General features: G+C 55.8%; 14 protein-coding genes and 1 pseudogene. 5 read left to right on the top strand and 10 right to left on the bottom strand.

From position 1 onward, the window contains the following. The 3 genes from DXT59_RS02325 to DXT59_RS02315 form a co-directional block, all read left to right on the top strand. On the top strand, positions 1-334 hold a 334-nt coding region (locus DXT59_RS02325; RefSeq protein ID WP_162877913.1), incomplete at its 5' end, for a tyrosine-type recombinase/integrase. A gap of 454 nt (positions 335-788) precedes the next feature. Next, on the top strand, positions 789-1757 hold the full coding sequence (locus DXT59_RS02320; protein WP_116135319.1) for a reverse transcriptase domain-containing protein: 969 nt from the start codon (positions 789-791) through the stop codon (positions 1755-1757). Further along, complete coding sequence (locus DXT59_RS02315; RefSeq protein ID WP_116135318.1) at positions 1754-3097, top strand: AAA family ATPase; 1344 nt, start codon at positions 1754-1756, stop codon at positions 3095-3097. The genes DXT59_RS02320 and DXT59_RS02315 overlap by 4 nt, the downstream gene beginning before the upstream one ends. Before the next feature lie 264 nt (positions 3098-3361). On the opposite strand, the gene DXT59_RS02310 is transcribed toward DXT59_RS02315, so the two are convergent. From DXT59_RS02310 to DXT59_RS02300, 3 genes and pseudogenes are all read right to left on the bottom strand, one after another. Next, positions 3362-5785: an ATP-binding protein gene (locus tag DXT59_RS02310; protein ID WP_116135317.1), complete on the bottom strand. Its 2424-nt coding sequence runs from the start codon at positions 5783-5785 to the stop codon at positions 3362-3364. A 222-nt stretch (positions 5786-6007) separates the two neighbouring features. Then, on the bottom strand, positions 6008-6553 hold the full coding sequence (locus tag DXT59_RS02305; protein ID WP_116135316.1) for a hypothetical protein: 546 nt from the start codon (positions 6551-6553) through the stop codon (positions 6008-6010). A gap of 400 nt (positions 6554-6953) precedes the next feature. Then, positions 6954-7139: pseudogene (locus DXT59_RS02300) on the bottom strand (transposase); the annotation flags it as partial. Between the two features lie 74 nt (positions 7140-7213). On the opposite strand from DXT59_RS02300, the gene DXT59_RS02295 reads away from it, so the two are divergent. Beyond that, positions 7214-7561, top strand: a complete 348-nt coding sequence (locus tag DXT59_RS02295) for an ATP-binding protein (RefSeq protein ID WP_275895757.1) — start codon at positions 7214-7216, stop codon at positions 7559-7561. 195 nt (positions 7562-7756) lie between these two features. Here the strand turns inward: DXT59_RS02295 and DXT59_RS02290 are convergent, their stop codons facing one another. The 4 genes from DXT59_RS02290 to DXT59_RS02275 form a co-directional block, all read right to left on the bottom strand. After that, positions 7757-8077 (bottom strand): type II toxin-antitoxin system RelE/ParE family toxin, encoded by a 321-nt coding sequence (locus tag DXT59_RS02290; protein WP_116135315.1) that lies wholly within the window; start codon positions 8075-8077, stop codon positions 7757-7759. Continuing rightward, the gene (locus tag DXT59_RS02285; RefSeq protein WP_116135314.1) at positions 8074-8355 is read right to left on the bottom strand and encodes a CopG family ribbon-helix-helix protein; all 282 of its coding nucleotides are present in this window, start codon (positions 8353-8355) and stop codon (positions 8074-8076) included. The genes DXT59_RS02290 and DXT59_RS02285 overlap by 4 nt, the downstream gene beginning before the upstream one ends. A gap of 272 nt (positions 8356-8627) precedes the next feature. After that, on the bottom strand, positions 8628-10409 hold the full coding sequence (locus DXT59_RS02280; RefSeq protein WP_116135313.1) for a thiamine pyrophosphate-binding protein: 1782 nt from the start codon (positions 10407-10409) through the stop codon (positions 8628-8630). 294 nt (positions 10410-10703) lie between these two features. After that, positions 10704-12449, bottom strand: a complete 1746-nt coding sequence (locus tag DXT59_RS02275) for a methyl-accepting chemotaxis protein (protein WP_116135312.1) — start codon at positions 12447-12449, stop codon at positions 10704-10706. A gap of 236 nt (positions 12450-12685) precedes the next feature. Here DXT59_RS02275 and DXT59_RS31035 point away from each other — a divergent pair, with 236 nt between their 5' ends. Beyond that, positions 12686-13090 carry a hypothetical protein gene (locus tag DXT59_RS31035; RefSeq protein WP_240324364.1) on the top strand — a complete coding sequence of 135 codons (405 nt, stop codon included), beginning with the start codon at positions 12686-12688 and terminating at the stop codon, positions 13088-13090. A gap of 262 nt (positions 13091-13352) precedes the next feature. On the opposite strand, the gene DXT59_RS02260 is transcribed toward DXT59_RS31035, so the two are convergent. From DXT59_RS02260 to DXT59_RS02245, 3 genes are all read right to left on the bottom strand, one after another. Then, complete coding sequence (locus DXT59_RS02260) at positions 13353-14255, bottom strand: hypothetical protein (RefSeq protein WP_116135311.1); 903 nt, start codon at positions 14253-14255, stop codon at positions 13353-13355. A gap of 71 nt (positions 14256-14326) precedes the next feature. Beyond that, on the bottom strand, positions 14327-14536 hold the full coding sequence (locus DXT59_RS02255; protein ID WP_116135310.1) for a hypothetical protein: 210 nt from the start codon (positions 14534-14536) through the stop codon (positions 14327-14329). 1001 nt (positions 14537-15537) lie between these two features. Continuing rightward, positions 15538-16506, bottom strand: a complete 969-nt coding sequence (locus DXT59_RS02245) for a DMT family transporter (RefSeq protein ID WP_240324363.1) — start codon at positions 16504-16506, stop codon at positions 15538-15540. Between the last annotated feature and the right edge of the window lie 146 nt (positions 16507-16652).

The following is a 16652-nucleotide window of genomic DNA, read 5'->3' as shown; positions in this document are numbered from 1 at the left end:
TGAACCGCAAAGATGCTCGTTTCTACCCACTTCTACTGGCGCCTATATGCCGGAAATACCCGGCTCCTTTATGCCGGAAGGTGACACAGTCTTTGCTACCAGCGTAAATGCGGTGATCTGTGTCTGGAAGCGCCCCCTCCAAGCGGCCGGAACGAAGGACTCTGAGTTGCTGACGCTGCGCTGGCACGATCTCCGGCATGAGGCGGCTTCACGGCTCTTCGAAAAGGGATTGCATCCGATGGAAGTAGCGTCCGTCACGGGACATCGGAGCATGCAGATGTTGAAGCGATATACGCGTCTGAATCCGCAAAGTTTGCTCGCGAAACTCGGATGACATGTATCCGGCGACAAATATAAGGCGCTCGCGCACACCGCGAGCGGACGTTCGCGAGCCGCTGCTTCGGTTCCGATGAACAGGAGGACCGTATTCCTACGCAGCGACTCGAGGGCGACGCAGCCTGCGAGACCGGGTCAGCCAACGCAACTGCCCCACGGAATCGAGCCATGCCGACACGGCTCGTTGCGCTGCGCGGCGAGTTGCGGTAGGCTACTGTTATGCCAGCGACTAGGAGTATCTCCAGTCTTATGTCTGGCCTCTCCCGGCTCTGCATCCACTTTACGATTGGGCGGTGCGCCTCTTTGAGGTCGCCGCCCAAATTGTAAATGCTGTCAAAAAGCGAGACCTTCTCGCTCCCCCGCTTTGCCCCTATTCTGTCATCCGACGGCATAATTGTTTTCGGTCGGCCGTATCGAGAGACAGGCCTGTCGACCTTACCTCATGTGCCTCTATGACTAAGAAGCCACTCGCAGAGCTGTTTCGGGCGATGTACCACGGCAAATACGACTATCGTGACTTCATAGGCGAAGCCTTGAGTTCCCGATACAAACCCCTCAACGTAGGTGGAGCCCAAGTGTCGAAGGAACGTCTTGTCTATGCGCCAGACAAGACGTTGAAGATCTATCATAGTTTCCTCAATCTGTTTCTATTCGAATACCTTGATGTTAATGAAGAGGTCGTATTTTCCTACCGAAAAGGTGTCAATGTTGTCGGCGCCGTGAGAAAGCACGCGCATAACAAACATTTCTTTCAAGCCGACCTCCAGGATTTTTTCCTGAATATTAATTCAACGATGGTGCGCGCAGTCATTGAGAACGTCGCAGCGCGCACACCGATCTCCGACGTGTTGGATCATGTCGATCGAATTATCGAACTGGTTACGATCGACGGTACGTTACCAATTGGCTTTCCTGCCTCCCCGCTCATCAGTAATGCGGTGCTGCGTTCCTTCGACGATCGTTTCGAAGACTATTGCGCATTGCGCGGGATGGTCTACACGCGCTACTCCGATGACCTGATCGTCTCTTCGCAAAACAGGGATGAACTCACCAATCTCGCAGCCGTTATCGAAGAGATGCTTCAGTCCGTCGGATTAGCTCAATTCAAACTCAATCCGGAAAAAACAAAGATTACCAGCGTCGGCCGAAAAATCAAACTTCTCGGATTGGTGATACTGCCGAACGGAGTCGTTTCCGTCGATATAAAATTGAAGCAACAGATCGAAACAATGCTTCATTTTTACATTACGGATAACGCGAAATTTCGTGACTTTTCAGAGAAAGACCTCACTAAAGCCACGGAACAACTTTCCGGCTACGTAAATTACGTAAACACCGTCGATCCGGCATATCTCGATAAGCTCCGCAAAAAATATGGTGTCACCGTAATCGACACCCTTATGCACCAAGGATCAAAATGAAGTTGATCCTGAAAATTGAGAACGTGCAACACGTTCGCTCAGCAGAGCTAGCTCTTAACCTCGACGATAATGGAATTACCTGCCTGGTCGGGCGCAATGGGATCGGGAAGACCACCATTATTAAAGCATTGCGCAACCTTCGCATAGCGGACACATTCAAGAAAACGGCCATCGACAGCATTTTCTCGGCATCGAGCAAGATAATTTATTCGTGCGATCCCTATGAATATGTTTTTATATTCGATCCCAAACTTAAGAGTCTTAACTGCAAGGCAGTGGTCGCACAGCAACTTCGAGATAGTCTCGAAGTTGAGCTTCCGATGCCCTATGGCGATCGTTTCAATTTTTTTCAGAGTATCAGCGATGCCGATCACGAAATTCGACGTAACATCGTCCTTGAAAATTACACGCGCCCGGATGAGCTGATTGAGCTTTTCCGTGCGATCTACGGCAGTAGAAAATTTGACAATCTACGCTGCATTACCATTAAGAAAAGAACTTACTATTGCCTCATTCTTGATGAGAGTAGATACATCCGGGAAGACTATCTCAGTTCTGGAGAATATTTTCTGATATCGCTCTACCGAAACATCGTGTCAGGCAAAAAGCTGATTGTTATCGATGAGGTCGATATTTCCCTTGATGCCGCCGCCCAAGCAAAGCTTGCAGATCAACTGAGGCTGTACTGTCAGAAATATGCGGTGAACGTTGTATTCACGACGCATTCGCTTGCGATCATGGGAACTCTACGGGCCAATGAATTGCATTACATCGAATCACAAGACGGCGTGCTCGATATTCAGCCCGTTTCTTTCAACTATGCAAAGAGCCTGCTATTCGGATTTTCAGGATGGGACAAATACATTCTCACCGAAGACGATGTGCTGGAAAATTTCATTGAATTTTGCATTAAGAAATATCTCCCCAAGATATTTTACAAATACAAAATTATATTTATCGGCGGCGGAACCAACACAGTCAAACTGATGGACAGGAATTGCAATCAACACTTCTTTTCCACTGAAGACAACGTTATTTCCGTTCTGGATGGTGATCAGCGTGGATTGCGTTACGCTCGAGAGCGTAGAAATATCGAATTCCTACCATGGGAAAGCATCGAAAAACAGATTTTTATTGAATATACGGACGGGAATCATTGGCCACGGTTATCTGCGGAAGAAAATCCAGGCATCAACAATCCAGATGGGAAGAGGTTGTACGCCGCATTGATTCGAAACAGGATAGTGTCCCAAGAGGAAATGTTTCTGCACTTGTGCAGTAGATACGATGAGCAGGCACGCGCGTTTGCACATTCGCTGTCTGGTTTTTTGAATGCTTAGTGTACGTCTTGCTCCAAGGCCTGAATTACACGGGTTTTCGAGGACGCCGGTTGGGTTAACTTGAAAGCGCCTCAGCTGCCTCGCGGGCAAAGATCTCTAAGAGCATTCAGCATCCGGATCGCCAGTCGTGTCTCCATGAAGCTTTGCGGCAGCGAAGAAGGACGTTGCAAACTAACGCCCCCCCTGGTTCCTTGTCGCGGTTGCCGTTCAATGGCGGCCCGGGCCACCGGATCCGAACCCAACTAGTGCTACTTGACGGCGTCGTTATCCGGCTTCCGGCTCGTCTTCATCTAGACCGGCTCTGCACGCTGCCGCTTGCTCTGAACCACCCGGACAACAATGCCCAAAAATCGGGCATTTCGCAGCATCCATCTCAACGTCCGGCTCTTCCGGCGCATCGTCAGGCACGCCCTCTTCAATCTGCTTCGCGAGCATTTCCTGTATCTCGGGCGGCTTTTCTGCATATGCCCCCGCTACAAACTGCGCCCGTAGAAAATCAATGTGCGTTGCGTGCTCCGCCCTCGTAATTGGAGGCAATGGCATAAGTTCAATGCAGTGCTCCCATATGCAAATCACACCCGCTTGATTATCGCAAGCATAATTTGGCTCGAACATCTCGATATAACCCATGTGATTGGATATTCCTCGTGAGATGCAAAGATAAACGAGAAATACATGGGCAAATTCATCGTTGGCAAGCCCAATTGTTTCGTATGAGCGGTGTCCCCGTCTAGCATCCTGCTTGCCACTGAATGGCTGCACGAACCCCAGTTGTAGCAGTTTTTCAACTTGCCCCTTGCTATGGTTAAGCTCAGAGCTAAAGTAGTCGAATGGATAACCGTATCTATCTATTGCCCAAAGTGCGTCCAACTCCTCGTTTTTCAGCCATAAAAGACGCTCAAGCACTCCTCCGCTTAAATTGGCGCCAGTGCTGTTCTCCACATGATAAGCCCACTTAAATCCATGTTCATATAGTATGTTATTACCTTTTTCAATCCCTTCGCTTAACTGAATGCGCAACAACTCAGCCATTTTGTGATTGTGAAGAATTGCTTCTCTTTTGGAGAGCAGACTTAAACACGAAGAGCGAACCAGGTCGTGGACTGTATAATTAGCACCATCAAAGGCGAGTAGACTTTTCCGCTTCAATTCCCTCAAAATCAATTTTAGAGAATAATTCGTGACAACAAAACCATCGATCCAGTCTGCTGAAAAACTGTACGGGATAACGGAAAGGCGTAAAATTGCACCCCTTTGCTCATCCGGCAGACTCTCTATGGCCTTGGTGATTAAATACTCTTGCGCTGCACTGACTGTCTTGGCACTCAGTTCCTCAAATCCGTGGCGGCCTTCATTGTCCTGAGAGAAAAGTTGACAGTAGAGTTTGATAGAGAATGGGTGCCCCGAGACGGCATGCACAAGACGCATCAATTCGGTTTCGTCGAGTTCGACACCGTTTTCCCTGAGCAACCTCTCACACTCTGGAGCAGCCAGCCCAACGAGGTTGTACTCGGAAACCTGTCCTTGTTCGACATACGGTCCTGAATAAAGTGCAGGAATCTCGGTTGAAGTCAAAATCACCTGACCGGCACCAATTTTAGCTAGAAATATCTCGAGCGCATCTGCAAGTAGCAGTCTCAGCTCTTCCGACAGATTATTGACCCCATCAAGGAAGAAATAGGAATCTTTGGTGTTCAGCGAAGCTGCAACTGCCTTTGCTAGGTTGGCTCTTTCCGCTCCGAGGATTGCGGAGGAATGCCGTTGTTCCCCATGGAACGACGTGAAGCTAGCAAGAAGTCTAACGAAATCATTTGTAGTGGTTAGCTTGTTGATTGAGCACCAAAACACACGTTTGCCGAGTTTGATAAGCTGTTTCGCCATGCCTGCCGAAAATGACGTTTTCCCGACACCACTAAGACCGTAAATAACGTGCAACCTTGCCTTACCCTCGAGCAGGCCTTTGAATACAATTTCATCAGCACGTCTTTCGACATACGCGCTGACCTCAGGCATTGAAAGCCATGGCTCCGAGATAATCGACAGCCCGCTCGCTCTAAAAGTTTTCAATATGTCTTCTTTTGTTATCTTGCTCGAATTTTTTGACAAATCGAAAACTATCTTCCAAAGATTTCGATACAGATCATTTATACTGCCATCAAATTGAAATGGATGACTTTGCAAAATCTCCTTTATTTTCCTTTCTATTGATTCGGCCGGCTTCGAATCGTCGCTCGAAGGAAAAAATCTCGTAGAGATCTGAATTTTATTCAAAAGACTAACAAAATCGTCGTCGGATGCGCTCTTGGGCTTAAACTTAGCTTTGATTTCTTCGGACAGCCCCGCCCCACCCGATAAAACCTTTTTAAGCTCTACGACATCAACACTTCCGGCTGCATTTGATACGAACAAAAAATTGGAGACGCTATCTGTATTTTTACTATGAAACTTCTCAAAAATGTCGCGCAATTCACTCGGCGTCCAATGATAACCTTCGTTCCTCTTTTTTACTTGTATGAAGTGAGAAGATCCGTTCTCAAAGAAAACGTTCATATCCTCTTCGTCTTCAGTTAGGCTCTCAAATTTGAATGAAGATACGCGTCCGAAATCACCCTTTAGTGCTATCAGGGCAACCAGAAGAGAATAGGCCACCTGGTAGTCGATGCCCCTTAGATTATCTGCTCCACTCATCTTGATCTTGATCCTTATTGTGAGACTTACAGGCGCGCTTATATGAGGTATCCGAGTGTATTAATATACGACGCACCAATTTCCGGATTAGCTAAGTATGGCACTGAGTAAGCCGTGGCGGGGTACGGAGCCCGCAACAATACGCGGTCTGCCGACTGCGTGGAGGCAGATAGTCCTCGGATGACGTCCCGAGCTGCGCACTCCGCACGTTCTGTAATCGAGCTAAATGCAGTTCTGCGTTGCACGCTCACGCAGCGCCTGCAGCGATGAATTAAGCAGGCTTATATCCGCGTCGTAACGATCAGTTTCGGGGGTTCTGGCATCGGCATAATTCGCGCGCGAGCCGTCGAGTGGCACTGAGAGGGGTGCTGTGCGAACGACGGCATCCTCGCGTGCTTTGCCCAATGTAGAAATCTGCGCCTCCTTCGCGGATATTTCGCGTTCCAATCGGTCACATGCTTGCCGCCGGTCAAGCCCAGTCGCCAGCTTCGCCTGTAGTGCCGTGTTCTTCTCGATCAGGTCATCGCGCGCTTTTTCAAGATCGGAAGCGCGCGATCGCCAATTTTTAACATCATTCTCAAGTGCGTCGCGCCCGGACACAGTCATCCAAACAAACGGCCCGCCGACCAAAGGCACCCAACGTGGTGCGCTGCCGATAAGGCCCCCGATCACAACCGTAGCAGTCATAGCCCCGACGAAGAAGCTCTTCGGGTGAACCAAGGCGACCCGCACGGCACGGCTGCCGAGATTTTCTTTCCAGTTGCTCATTTATTCCTGTACTTTCGATCGCCCAGTCACGGTCGCGCGCCTAGATATTCGGACTCGCGCCACCTACGTGGAACGCATGGTGCACAAATGCCGGCGACAGCCTATCCTGCACGAGAGATTTGCATTCGCGATTGCTTGAAATTTTCAAGCCCCGTCGCCCTCGTTCAAATGGGGAGGTTCATCCCGGGAGGGATGCACTTTCACATACTATCGGTAATCGCACGGACCTAGCGTCCGCCTTACGGCCGCCAAGCTTACGACACCAGTTGGCAGAAGGCGGGCAGCCCCGCCTTCGCGCCCTGCGCGATGGGTTCGTCATAGGCGATCGCTGCATCGCAACTCTGAACGAGCGTAACCGTCCATTGCGAGCGCCAGACCTACGCCTTACGGACCGTTCGTGCATCTTGTTGGCCAACGCAACGATCACGACATTCGGCGGCCGCCGCTTTCTGATCTGCGCAACCCATGGACCGGGATCTTTAGCGTTTGCCAACACACTGCGCGCACCGTAAACCAGCGACGTGCGCAGATAAGTGTCGCCGCGCTTGTTGATGCCCCACAGATTGACTTTGCCTCCCGACCCTGACCATCGCGACTTTCTCTTCTACCGACCACCGCCGCCGGCGCTCGGGCCCCGCCAACGCGTCCATCACTTCTTGATTGCTGTTAGTCAAAAACGCAGTCGTATGCCTACCCGCTATTGTAAGTGGGAGACTGTGTCCGGACTTTCGGGGGGCCGGTCCATTCGGGCTCAAGCCGCTGCGTCCGCCCGCCGACGAGGATCTGCATGAACTGATCGCCGAGCGTTACGAGGCGGCCTCCACCATCGTCACGAGCAACCTTGATCTGACCGAATGGGATCAAGCGTTTCCGGCCAATCGATTGCTCGCCTCGGCCACGCTCGACCGATTGCGTCAGAACGCTTACTGCCAGGTATTCGACGGTCACTTCTATCGAAGCCCAAGGCACCTTCCGGAGCATCACTTGAACCTTGCAAATGCCACCTAAACGGCCCATTCTTGAACCGCAAAGATGCTCGTTTCTACCCACTTTTACTGGCGCCTATATGCCGGAAATACCCGGCTCCTTTATGCCTGAAGGTGACACTTCCCCCCATCAAGGTGCCTTGCACCTAAATCATCACGCACGGTCTCCCGCGCGCGTACAGCCCCCCGGAGCAAAAAGGTGCTTCCGCCCCTTGGTCTATCGGTCCTGCCGGGTGTCCCACACCCGCAAGATCGCGATGGCGGCGGGTTCGTCCGCGTAGGGCGGAAGCACCTCGTAATGAAGCTCATACCTCCCTTCGAGACACACCCACCGATGAACGTCGCGCGGTGGGTCGTCGTACCCGTCGAGTTCTTCGCCCAGCCGGTGGAAGAAGTCCTGCCCTAGCCGTTCCGCTTCGTCGAGCAGCGCGTTCACAGTCTTGCGCGCGGTCGCTGCGTCGTTGTACGTCTTGACGTGCTGCCGGATGACTTGCAGGTCCGACATGGCCTTGCTGGTCGGTACGACTTTGATGCTCATGCCTTACCTTTCGGCGTCGGGAGGGGAAGCTCGTCGTCCGTGTCGAGGCTTTCAGCCCATGCCCGAGCCTGCTGCATCGTGATCGTGCGTCCTGCCGTCACGTCGTCCAGCCCTTCTTGAATCAGCCGGCGCTTCTCCGCTTCGCGTGCGAGGTATTGGATCAACGCCTTTTTGATGATCCATTGCTTCGGGCGTTCGATCAGGTCGGACAGCGCATCCACTTGCTGCGCCAGTTCGACGGGCACTTGCGCCGTAAGCGTTCTCGTTTCCACCGTCATGATCGGCGTCCTTTATTGATTTGCAATAGGAATTATTATAGGCGAATAGCCATACTTCAGTTCAAGGAATCTGAGGTACCTATGCCCCGCAAGAACTTGTCTAATCAGGCACCCGGATTGGCCGACCAACCCTCGTATCACCCTTCACAGCCGCCATCTACGCGTTCATATTGCCCAGCGGAATGTTCTATGGGTTTTGAGCGGGATCTTGCGTCTGCGCATGTTGGCCACCGCATCGCTCAGATTATTGCTCTACAGGCGCTTTGCAAGCGTCATAGGGTCGAGGCGTCCACCCCATCGCGTACCCACGAACAAGTTTCACATTCCGAATAGTACCGATTCGGCGCCGCAAAAACGCCGGTCGGCACTTCGAGCACGAACGGCCCGTTCAACCGTGACGCTTCGTTCAGCGCATCTTCCAGTTCGTCGAGATGGTCGACCCTTCGCGCCGCGACGCCCAGCGAAGCGGCAAAAGCCGCCCAACTGTGGGATGGGAGCTTGCTGAATTGCTCCGGAATGGAGCCCTTGCTGATCGCATCGATATGGATTGCGCCATGCGCGGAATTGTTCAGAATGACGTAAAGGATTTTCACCTCGTAGCGCGCGGCGGTCTGAATCTCCATCCCGTGCATGAGCATGCATCCGTCTCCGGTCACCACGACACAAGGGCGCTCCGGCGAGGCAAGCTTGACACCGATGCCGGCGGCGATCGCCCATCCCATTGGCGCAAGCGAGCTCGACGAAAAATAGTTGCCGATGCCCGACGAAATCCAGTAATGCGCCATGAATATTCGGTGAGCGCCGGAATCTACGACGACGTTGCTGTCCTTCGGCAAGAGTTGACACAAACGCTTGACGACATCGCCTGGATAAAGCGACAGCCCGCCGGCTGACCTTCGCATATCTCGTTGTTCGAACCGAGGATCGTACAGCGGGATCTGACCAACTTCCGCGATCCATGCTCTCCGACGATTCAACGCGGTGCTAAAGTCGTCGTCTCGTTTTGCGTCGATCTGCAACAGGAAGCGAAAGGCCGCACATATTCCCGAGAAAATTCTTTTGCTCGCGATATGCCCCATCGCAGGGGCGTCGAAGCTGTCGTCGAAAACGATCAACTCTTTGCCTGCGCTTAGCTTTTCGGTCCAATTCATGCTGTCGCGCTGATTCAGGTCACTGCCGAACACAACGAGCGCGTCGAGTTCGTCCGAGTTGATCACGCGAACAGCTCGTGAATGAGCCGCGAATCCATAAACACCGAGCGAAAGAACGTGGGTCTCGGGAAACGCTCCCTTTCCCGATAGCGTGGTCGCAACGGGAACGGAGAATTTCTCGGCTACCTCAAGCAGGAACTTTGCTGTTTGCGGGTCGTTTCCTCGACTGCCGATCAGGAAAGCGACTTTCTTCGATTTGAGCAAGTACTGCTCGCACAGCGCTTCCAACGCCTCGCCGTTCGCCGGAGCCCCGAAGGCATTGGACTCGTGCTGGCCGACCATTTGCCGGGACACCGGCTGACCGGGTGGGACACCCTCTTTTTGGATGTCGACGGGAATGGTGAAAAAGGACTGTGATCGACGCATCCAGTTCAACCCGTCCAGAGCGCGACGCATTTCGGCACGAAGATTTTCTTTGTTCTTCAGTTCAACGGCGGTGCCTATCAGCCCTCTTACCACTCCGCTTTCAAACATGCCGCCTAGCGTCGCGTCCTGAAATGCGCCCTTTCCCTCCGCCCGCGACGACACGCCGCCGCCGATATAAAGCACGGGAATTCGATCTGCGTTGGCCGCCGCCATGCCGGGTACAAAATTCATGGTCCCGGGTCCGGAAATCGCCATGCATACGCCAAATTTCCGGCTACTGCGTGCATATCCGTCAGCCATGAAAGCGGCACCCGTCTCGTGGGCGCAAACAATTCCGCGGATGGACGGCGATCTTGCGATCGCCTCCAGAAGCGGGTAGATCATCTTCCCCGGCACAAGGAAGACATGGTCGATCTTCGCGGCTTCCAATGCGGCTACAACCGCATTCGATACGTTCAGGGGAGCATGTGATTCCATAGTCTTCGAGTCTGATCCGGGCAGAGAGCGTCAATCGGATCTCGCTATCCATCACCCATTCGCCGCGCGCCGCTTCGAAACGGCAGCGTCATCGGCAAACTAGTTGAGCTAGCAACGAGATAACCTTGAACGCACGGCACAAGGTCTGCCGTCGCGTTCCGTGCTGCGTCGTCGGGCCTATACAACCAAGCCCGTGTCTCCGCCCATGACTACGCTTTCCTCGATTCGCACGATTGCGAACCTCGGTTCATTCGAGACTGCTGATTGTTGTTCTGCGTGAACGCACTGTCCGGTTCAAAACGTCTGCCAGTCGGGAGTCTCATCGATACGAGCAGCAACGGCGTTGCTTTGTGCCTGGGCGACGCGCGGCGACGGCTTGGTCTTGAAGGACTTGGCCGGAGACGCCGCGGAAGTGCTCGGTTGTGCTCGCACTGATGCCATCCGCGGTGTGTTCGCCGGCGATGCCGATACGCGCCGCTGATCGACCTTGAAGAAAGCCACCGCCGCACGCAGGCCTTGGGCCTGTTGGGCCACCCATTGAGCCGCCGCGGAGACCTGTTCAACCAACGATGCATTCTGCTGGGTCACCTGGTCCATCTGATTGATCGCCAGATTGACCTGCTCGATACCGGCACTCTGTTCTTGAGACGCCGACGATATTTCACTCACGATGTCAGTGACACGTTTCACCGACCCGACGATTTCATTGATCGTGTCGCCGGCCTGTGCGACGAGAGCCGAACCTGCCTCCACCCGGCCCGCAGAGTCGGCGATCAGATCCTTGATTTCCCTGGCGGCGCTGGCGCTGCGCTGCGCGAGTGCGCGGACTTCACCTGCGACGACGGCGAATCCTCGCCCTTCTTCACCAGCACGCGCCGCTTCCACTGCAGCGTTAAGTGCGAGGATGTTGGTCTGGAAAGCGATACCTTCGATCACACCAATGATCTCGGACATTCTGGTCGAACTAGCAGCGATGCCGCGCATCGTCTCGACAACTCGACTCACGACTTCACCGCCTTGCTGCGCAACGTCGGACGCCGTGCCGGCGAGCGTTGCGGCCTGCTTCGCGTTGTCCGTGTTGTGGCGAACGGCAGCCGTCAGTTCCTCGATGCTCGAGGCAGTTTCTTCGAGCGATGCCGCCTGCTCTTCCGTTCGGCTCGACAGATCGAGATTCCCTTGTGCAATCTGGGCGCTCGCGGTCGCCACCCCTTCGGCGTTCTCGCGGACGTCCGCGACGACCCGCGACAGCGCATCGCGCATCGCCATCAGCGAGGCCATCAGGCTGCTCGTGTCACCTGGGCGGAGATCGATGGCGACGCCGAGGTCGCCGGCTGCCACGCTTCTGGCGAGATCGACGGCAATCGCCGGCTCGGTGCCCAACTGTCGTGTCAGGCTACGCGCAACCCAAACGCCAATTCCAATACCGATCAGCACGGAAAGAACCACAAGCACCAGCATGAGGTTGCGACCGTCGTCGTACACCTTGTCGTTGTTTCCGGCCGTCGTCTGCGCATCGCTCTGCTTGACGGCGACGAGGGTGCCCATCAGAACCAGCGTCTTGAAGCCCTTGTCGTGATATTCGCCCAGCAGATAGTTGGTGAGCGCAGCCTGGTCCTGTAGGCCAGCAGCATTGAGCCGGCCTTTCATTCCGTCGAAGGCCTGGATGAAATCGCGCCAACTCTGGTCCAGATCGGCGAAGGTAGCCTTGCCCTTTTCGGTATAGACAAGCGGTTCGGCCTGATCCAGATGCTGGCGCGCCGAGGTGATGGCTTTCTCGGCCTGGGCGACGGAGGCAGTCCGTTGCTCGACCGTGGCAGCCAGAATGGCATTGCGCAGATAGGTGCCAGCCCTCAGCACATCGGCGTTCGCCTGCTGGATCAGGTTAAGCCCGACGAGATCCTGTCGGTAAGTGGCGTCCGCGTTCGCGCTGATCTGTCCCATGCTGCGAATGCCGATTACGCTGACGATCGCGCTGATGACCGATACGAGGACGAAGGCGCCGATTAGCTTGGCGCCGAGTTTCATGTTTCCGATGTTCATTGCTGGCTTCCACGACCCGAGAAAACGTTTGACACCCGGCCTCATGCTCTGCGCTGAGATGGCTCGCCAAGGACGCTATGAGACCTTCAACTATCGGGATAACGGCATCGAGGAAGAATTCTTCATACGAATTTACGTTTACCCGTAAATTTATTTTGTCCCTGTCGAAGGTCGGGAGGGATGGGAGGGATGGCAGGTACCGTTCTCTGTGATTTTTAAGCGGAACGTACGGCACCGTGTTCTTCAGCCGCTACGGCGAGCGCAACCGCGTACTGGAAGAGATCTGCGTCGAGCATCTCACGCCCCGACCCGACATCGTCGAGATGCCCGTGCGTGTCCGGACCCGGCTCCCCGATTCGGAGCGCGGCATCTTCATTCTGAACGCCCTCTGGAAAGTGCCAATTTCTGAAATTGCCGGACAACTGCCCGCGCTGTCCGCCATACTGGACGAGCTTGCGCACATCAACACCGATGTCGGCGACGATCATGCGGGAGAAATGTGGCGCATCTTGCGCTACCTGATCCGCGAGGAAGCGGACGTCGAGAAGGTCCTACGCTATTTCGACGACATCCAGACCATCCTGGCCATGTACTTCCGGGAACTCTACGAAGCGACGATCGACACCCGGGCGGCAGCTTAATCCGCCAATTTCACTCAAGGTGTTCTGCCGGAACGGATATGTACGGGGAGCGAGGCTATTCCGTGCAATGTGTCGATGTTCGCCAGTTACCGCCGCATGCGCTCGTGCATGGCGACTATCGCGATCCCGCAGTGCGTGCGGCGCTCCACGCGGTGGACACCGCACGGGAGTGGCCGCGGTATTCGGCTCGTCTTCGCCGCTCTCGTCAACGGCGAATTAGCGCCTGGCTTCGGACCAAAAAATCTGGACGCAGGCTCCGGTGTTACCGAGCGTCCGACATTACGACGTTGACTGTCTTACTCGGGTCTCCGGCGAGGCCCATCGCGGCCGCGTCGTCGGTTGAGTACATGTAGGGCCGAATTGCATCGCCGTCGCCCGCCGTGCGGCCGTCCGACAACGTGACTGTCATATTCATCGCATTGCCGTCGAAATCCTTATTGCCGTCCACCTTGCTCACGTCCGGATTGCCTGCGCCCGTCGCCTGGCCGTTATCCGCGCCGCCATCCTCATAGAGGACCTCGTTCGGGTGCGTGTTGCCGTTCGCATCGGAAGGCGAGATTCTCACGCCGATATCGCCGGAACCCGCGACGAATGTGCCGGTTTGCCCCGGCTGCAACGTCATCGTCGCCTTGTTGTTCCCTTGAACCGAATAGGTGAACGATTCCGGCCGGCTCGTATTGTTGGTGACGTTGAACGTCTTGTCGTTGCCGGTCCCGGTATTGAGAACCTGCGTCGACGCGGGACTCACGCCACTGATAGCGGCGGCTTGCGCCACGCCGCCCGCATTATTGCTCAAGGACGCGGGGCTCGAAGACGTCGACGCGTCGGATAAGCCGCCGACGGGCGGAGTGACGGGCGGTGAGACGGCCGAAGAGCCCGCCGCACCCGTGGCGCCCGTCACCGGCGGCGTGGGCGCGGGCGCGGACGATCCGGGAACGGCGTCCGGCGAAAAGCCACCCGCGCCACCCGCCCCGTAGCCGCCCGCGCCACCGCTCCCGCCGCTTCCGGACACTCCCGACTGCGTTGCGGCAAGCAACAGCGGCGCGAGTTCGCTGATCAATTGAAGAAGGAATTGCTGCAACTGCTGCGATTGCTGGCTCGCCGATGCGGAATCGAAGCCGTAGCCAGTATCGAGATTCTGGGGAGAAATCGTGAGCGAGGACATGGGATGCTCCGTGGACGCTGGTGACATCCAATGTACCGGGCGCGGGGCGGCGGATACGAGCCGGCAAGAAGTTATGTTCGAACATGCGAAGCTGCGAAGCGAACGGCCATCACGCGCACCATACCGGGCACCCGGCGTTGCACAATGATCCGGTAGGTCTCGATCCGCTCACCGCCTGCGGAATACTCGAGAGCGACGGAGTCACTCACGCCGCCGTCGTCGATGAATACCTTGATGCACTTCGGGTCGCGAGCCAGCCCGCGGCCGATGCATTTGAGCACGGCTTCCCTGCATGTCCCGCCAAGCAGGAATGCGCTGCGCCGGTCGCTGCATCGTGACAGGGCATCTTGCTACCGGCCCTGGGGTGACCTGCCGCAGTTGCTGTCCGATGTGGTCCTCGAGCATCTGCTGCCCGACAACTTGCCGCCGGGCACGGATACGTTGACGGGACATCGAGACCCGGCTGGCGCAGTATGTCGAGGAGATGTCGACGCAAGTCGGCCGCAGCCTGCTGCGCGACGTACTGTCGAGCGACGACCCGCTCAATGCAGGGCCATGCGCACACTGCATCGAAGACCAGTTGGACGCGATGACTGCCGAATCGACCAGGAGGCCATTGCGATACGTTCCGCGAGCGTCCTCCGAACGGGTGGATGAGCGTTGAAAGACGGAATCTTGGAGAAGCATGCACCCGCACGGCCGAGCGCCTGTGCGACCGCAAATAGTTTAAAGCTTCGCCGGTGTCGTCGAAGTTTATGAAAACCAATGTCCCACTGTTTCGTTTCGAATTGCTGTGACCAACAACACCGCCGTATATCGCTCGACCTCATCAGGCTGACGTCGAGCAGCCCAGCTTATGCGGCCGTGCCTTATGCCGAGAAGTTGAGGGCGTGGGAGGCGTTACGCAAGTGGTTGGCGGTGAAGGGGGCGCATTAGCGACGCATCCGACTTGAACGTCTGCCTTAACGGCAAAACACAGCGAGATCCCGGCGCAACGGCATGCACCGGGAGCGAAGGCGCCGGGCATGTGCGCAGTGAGATGTCAAATTAACTAAAACGTCAACCATTCCTACACGTAGCACTGGGCCTGGGCAACCTTAGGGCCTGCCATCCACCGAGTGCGGAAAACGCCACCTGCTATGCACAGATCCAAGCTGCACTCGGCTCGCCAGACAACACGCCGAGTAATGCGGCGGTCCACAGCGCAACGCCACCGGATCCGACTACCCATGGACTCCGGGGCAAATTTCGCTCCCCTCTCCGAGTCATAACCCCAATCTCCTCACGATGCCGCGTGTCCCCCGCGCAGCTTCGATGCGGCTGGCCGCGTGGTAGCCATGAGCAGACCGCAAATCGCCAGCGCGAACGCCACGAGATGCAGGGCCGTGAATCGTTCGTTGAGGAACAACACGCCGGTTAGCGTCGCGCCAACCGGCAGCATGACGGTAAACACACCGCTTTGCGAAGCGGGTACGCCTTTCAGCCCCGTCATCCAAAGCCACACGCAGACGATACTCGCGGCGAGCGCGTAGAACACCAGCAACGCCCAAAGGTCTGGCGTGATCCGCGCAAAATCGAACCCGCGCGCCTGATACAAACCCGGCAACGTGAACAGCACCAGCCCGCTCAGGTTGATCAAGGCAGCCACCCGTTTGGGCGACACGTTTTCGGTCAGCTTCTTGCCGATCACGACATACGCCGCCTCGCACAACACCGTCACGAGCACCAGCAAGTTGCCGAGCCATGCGAGATGGCCGGCCCCTGAAGCGCCAACGCTCCCTTCCTGGCGCGCCTGCGCCAGCGAAAGGATGGCGACGCCGGCGACGCCCAGCGCGATGCTGGCGAGCATCCGGCTGCCGATGCGCTCTCGCAGAAAGACCCGGCTGAGCAACGCCACCGCCGCTGGAATGCACGCGAGGATCACGCCGGCCGACACGGTCGAGGTCAGCCGCAGTCCGTAGAGCATGCAGATCGTGAAGAGGAAGTTGCCGAAGAACGACTGGAGGAACAGCAGTCCCCGCGATTTCCACGACAGCGGCGGCGTGCCCGCCGGCGCCGGCAGCCAGCGCAATACGGCCACGGCCGCGATGCAAAAGCGCAGCCACGCCAGCAGGAAAATGGGCAACTGGGCTCCGAGCGGCTTGCATACGCTGACGTAAACACCGGTCAGCGTCATCGCAAGCGCCAGGCAGCCATAGCTGCCCAGCCGATGGACGGCACCGCCCTGGCCGGTCGACATTCGCTGGGACATGGTTCACGCACCTCCGTTTTTGTCAGGCGGGTTGCCAGTTATCCGTCGTCAGACGCTTGCCTTCGAAGTCGGCGACGACACCGGTGTTCTTTTCCCATATGGGAGGCAAGCCTCTTAAAAAACGGCCGCCTTACTGGCCGGCCCAA

This window comes from Trinickia diaoshuihuensis (genome assembly GCF_003390925.1).
Taxonomy (GTDB): Bacteria; Pseudomonadota; Gammaproteobacteria; order Burkholderiales; family Burkholderiaceae; genus Trinickia; species Trinickia diaoshuihuensis.
The sequence above is the reverse complement of the archived record's forward strand: the minus strand, read 5'-3'. Positions and strand labels throughout refer to the sequence as shown.